This is a genomic window from Acidimicrobiia bacterium, assembly GCA_040880805.1.
Lineage (GTDB): Bacteria > Actinomycetota > Acidimicrobiia > IMCC26256 > DASPTH01 > DASPTH01.
On sequence record JBBDHW010000063.1, the window covers coordinates 1 to 4,427 of the forward strand.

Sequence of the window (4,427 nt, forward strand, 5' to 3'; positions counted from 1 at the left end):
CGAGGCCGCGTTGCCCTCGAACAAGCGCGCGTCAATTGAAGGACACGCCACTAGGACGTCGTGCGCTCGCGGTGGGCGTGGTGGTGTTGTGCGCCATCGCGTCGGTACTGGTCTGCGGAGGAGCCGAGGCGGGTGCCTCGAGGCCGGACCGGGATCCCCGACGCCGGCCCGAGGGGCGTCCGCTCCACGACCACGCCGACGACGCATCAGAGCACAAGGAGGACCGCTCGAATCGACCCCACAAGGCCCCGTCGCCCGGCACCGCCGCGCCGGTCACCTCACCGGGCGGTGGCGAGGACGGCGACGCCCCGGGTGGAGAAGACGGAGCCCTCGGCACCGAGTCTGCGGCCACCGGGCCCACGCCCACCGGGCCCACGCCCATCGAGTCCGCACCCACCGGACCCGCACCGACCCATACGGTGAGCGGGGTTCCCACAGTCGGCGGCGGGCCGGCGACCACACACGGCGCGGCTGATACGGAGGCACTCGTTGCCCCCACCGCCCCCACCCCGCCCAACGGGGCGGAGCCAGCCGCTGCCGGGTCGCCGGCCGCCGTCGTTCCACCTGACGGCCCGGACGCCGAGATACCGGCCGCGCTGCCTCCTGCCGCCGACGTCCCCGCACTCCCCGATCTCCTCGGTTCTGCGATCGGTGCCACCGACCCGCAACCCGCGGCCAACGGGCTCTCGCCCGACACCATCTGGTCCGGCGCGCTCGTCGCGATCCTTGCCTTCGTGGTCCTCTTGTTCCTTGTCGCGCATCAACTCGTGGATCGGCGCGACCCGCGACTCCGCGCGGCGCGTGACGCAGAAGCCGTCGCGCGGTTCCGGTGACGCGCACCCGCCCTCGCGAAGTCGAGCCGGTCACGAACCGTCTGCTCGTCCTTCAGGGCGTCCGTGTCCTGACCGCGGCCGCGATACTCCTCGTCCCTGCACTCACCGGGGACTTCGACATGGCCCTGGTGCCGCTGGCGCTCGCGTACGCGCTCGCGGTCGCCGCGGTGGAGCTCACGCGAAGACGGGTCCCCCGGCTCGACTCGACGCTCGTATCGTCGACGGTGCTCATCGACGGGCTCGTGCTCGCAGCCGCGGTGTCGCACACCGGCGGCTACCGGAGCCCGCTCCTGTTCCTCGTGTTTCTTCTCGTGGTGGCGGCGACGCTGCTCGTGTCGTACCGCACCGGCCTCGAGCTCGCGACTTGGTGCGCGCTGTTGCTCCTGCTCGCGCACGCGGCTGCTGCCCCCAACATTTTCGGCACCGAGCCACGCGTGAGCGATCGGTTCGCACTCGTGAGTGCCTCGACGTTCCTCGTCTTCGCGTTGAGTGCGGCCGCTTTCTCCTGGGTCAACGAACGGTCCCTCCGACACAGCCGCGCGCAACTCGAGTGGTTGATCGAGCTCGGTACCGAGCTCGACCGCGCCCACCGCGCCGAAGACGGAATGGCCGCGCTCGTTCGGCACGTCTGCGGCCGCCTGGGCTTCACCCGCGCGGTCGTGCTCGCGAGGCGCGGCGACGAGTGGTGGGGCGTGTGCGACGACGGCGTCGTCGAGTCGCTGATCGAGACCCGCAGCGGCGGAACGTTGCCGGTGCTGGAGACCTTGTCGAGCACTTCGCCCCTGCTCGTCCGCACGCTCGAGGACGGGCTGCTCGACGCGGTCCTCCCGAGCGCGCGCAATGTCGTCGTGGTGCCGGTTGTCGCCGACGATGAACGCTTCGGGATCGTGGCCGCCGAGTGGGGCGGCCGGGACGAGGCGCGGATCCCGATCCTCACCGTGCAGGCGCTGGCCCAGGCCGCGATGCACACGGCGTCCGCGCTCCACAACGCCGCCCTGCTCGACGAGGTCGAGCGGCTGGCCACGCGCGACTCGCTCACCGGTATCGCAAACCGGCGACTCTTCGATGAGTCGCTCGCGCGGGAGGCGGCGCGCGCGCAGCGGCTGCGGACGCCGCTCAGCCTCGTCGTGTTCGACGTCGACCACTTCAAGCAGATCAACGACACGTACGGGCACATTGCGGGCGACACGGTGCTGCGCGAGGTCGCCGAGTCGATGGTCGCGAGCACGAAGAGCTTCGACGTTGCCGCACGGTACGGCGGTGACGAGTTCGTGTTGCTGCTTCCGGGATGCGGAAGCGCCGACGCGGTCGGGGTTGCCGAGCGCGTTCGGGCCGAGATCGGGCGCCGGGTGCGGGCCGTACCCGTGACGGTGAGCGCCGGGCTCGCGACCATGCCCGACAACGCGAACGACTCCGATCGCCTCGTTTCGGCCGCGGATGCCGCGCTCTACGAGGCGAAGCGGAGCGGGCGCGACCGTGCGGCTACGTCGACACGCGAGGCGAGCGCGGCGCCCGCCGTCGTGCACCTCAACGACGCGCCGCTCGCCCGCGGCGCGTGACTCACGCAGTCGGAGCAACGCTGAGGTGCGCGATCGCGAGCGCCCGCAGCTTCTGGTGTGGCGCCTTGCCGGCGGCGGATCGTTCGATCGTGTCGACGAACAGGAACCGGCGCGGCGCCTTGTACCCGGCGAGCTTCGTGCGGCCCCACGCCGCCAGCTCGGCCTCGTCGAGGTAGTGCCCCTCGGTTACCTGGATCAGCGCGACGACCTTCTCGCCGAACCGGGGATCAGGAACGCCGAGCACCACACAGTCGAAGACGCTCGCGTGCTTGCGCAGCACGAGCTCCACCTCTTCGGGGTAGACCTTCTCACCGCCGGTATTGATCGACGCCGAACCGCGACCGAGGAGGCGGACCGTGCCGTCGACGTCGACGGTCGCGTAGTCGCCCGGGATCGAGTAGCGCTCTCCGCCGATGACGCGAAACGTTGCCGCCGTTCTCGCCGGGTCGTTGTAGTAGCCGATCGGGAGATGGCCGCCCATCGCAACGAGCCCGATCTCGTCGCTTCCGGGTGTGACGTCGCGGCCCGTGTGCTCGTCGAACACGTGGACGCGCTCGCTGATCCGAAAGCGCGCTGGTTCGTTGGTCGCGTCGCCGGCGCGCGACGTGTTGCTCGGTCCGAGTCCCTCCGACGCGCCGAGCGTGTCGATGATCGTGAGTCCGGAGAGGTGCGCGAGCAGCGCGCGTTTCGTGTCGGGACTGAACAACACACCCGAAGATGTGATGCCGCGCAAGCCGCTGATGTCCCATCGCCCAGGGTGTGAGTCGAGCGCAGCGAGCAGCGGACGGGCAAAGACGTCGCCCACCAGAGTGAGCATCTCGACGTGTTCGCGCTCGACGGTGTCCCACACGAGCTCGGCATCGAGACCCGGCTGGTCGATGAGCACCACGGTGCCGCCACCCGCGAGCGTCGCGAGCGCGACGTTGAGCCCGGTTCCGTGCATGAGCGGCGCGACGGGCAGCATGATCCCGGTGCGCTTCCCTGCTCGCGCCGCCTCGAGGGGATCGGACGGGTCGGGACGGTCCGGGTGTGACACCGCCCACAGGCCAACGTAGAGGTCCTCGTTGCGCCACATCACGCCCTTCGGCATGCCGGTGGTGCCGCCCGTGTAGAGGAAGATCAGGTCGTCGCCGCTCGGTGCTCGTGGCGCGACCTCGGGTGGAGAGGCTCCTGCGAGCGCGCGCTCGTAGGGCTCGCCCACCTCGAGCAGGCGCGGTCGCCACGGCCTCTGGATGCGCTTGGCGGCACGGGCGACGGCCTTCGCCTGTTCGGGACCGTGCACCACGAACTTCGCGTCGGAGTCGTCGAGGACGTGGTGCACCTCGTCGGCGACGTAGCGGAAGTTCACGTTCACCGGGACGCAGCCGAGCAACAGCGCGGCGAAGAACGTCTCGAGGTATTCGGGGCGGTTGGTGAGGTCGATGGCGACCTTGTCGCCCGGCTCGAGTCGGGCATCTCGGGCGAGGTACCACGAGAGGCGACGGGCGCGGTCGGCGAAGTCACCCCAGGTGACGCGGCGTTCGCCACAGACGATCGCCTCGCGGTCGGGCACGATCGATGCGAGCCCGCCCCACACCGCGGCGAAGTTCCAGACCGGCACCCGCCGCAATCTAGGAGCAGCGAGCAGATGGCGGGGCCCGGCGGCCGCGGCGAACGGAGCGGAGCGAAGTGAGCTCGCCAGCGAGCGAGCGCCCGCGGCGTAGGTATCCTGCAACGCAGCGAGCGAGCGAGTTATCAGGCATGTCTCAGGTGGGTTGGAGCAGGATCCCGTGCAGCGGAGGGCACCGGCAACCCAGAGGAGTAAGCGTGACGAACGTATCGACGAAGAGGTTTCCCCGAAAAGCCGGGATCGTGGCGGGATTCTTGGCACTGGCGGCGATTCCCGCCCTGGGCCTGGGCGCCTTCGCGGCGGCCGACACCGGCTCCGGCGAGACAACCCCCCAGGCTGCACCGCCCGCCCACCCGCGGCTCACGGATGTGCAGAAGCAGTGTCTGACCGACCAGGGTGTGACGCTGCCGGAGAGGTCTGCGAACG

The 4,427-nt window shown here is 70.5% G+C and carries 4 protein-coding genes; 3 read left to right on the forward strand and 1 reads right to left on the reverse strand.

Features of this window, described 5'->3' with window-relative positions; genetic code table 11:
• Window positions 1–833, forward strand: an 833-nt coding sequence (locus tag WD271_16895) for a hypothetical protein (GenBank protein MEX1009496.1), incomplete at its 5' end; no start/stop codon positions are given.
• Entirely contained in the window at window positions 830–2,392 is a 1,563-nt protein-coding gene (locus WD271_16900; protein MEX1009497.1) for a GGDEF domain-containing protein, read from the forward strand. The genes WD271_16895 and WD271_16900, both read left to right, overlap by 4 nt.
• Window position 2,393: 1 nt before the next feature.
• On the opposite strand, the gene WD271_16905 is transcribed toward WD271_16900, so the two are convergent.
• Complete coding sequence (locus WD271_16905; protein ID MEX1009498.1) at window positions 2,394–3,992, reverse strand: AMP-binding protein; 1,599 nt, start codon at window positions 3,990–3,992, stop codon at window positions 2,394–2,396.
• Between the two features lie 206 nt (window positions 3,993–4,198).
• Here WD271_16905 and WD271_16910 point away from each other — a divergent pair.
• On the forward strand, window positions 4,199–4,427 hold a 229-nt coding region (locus WD271_16910), incomplete at its 3' end, for a hypothetical protein (protein ID MEX1009499.1).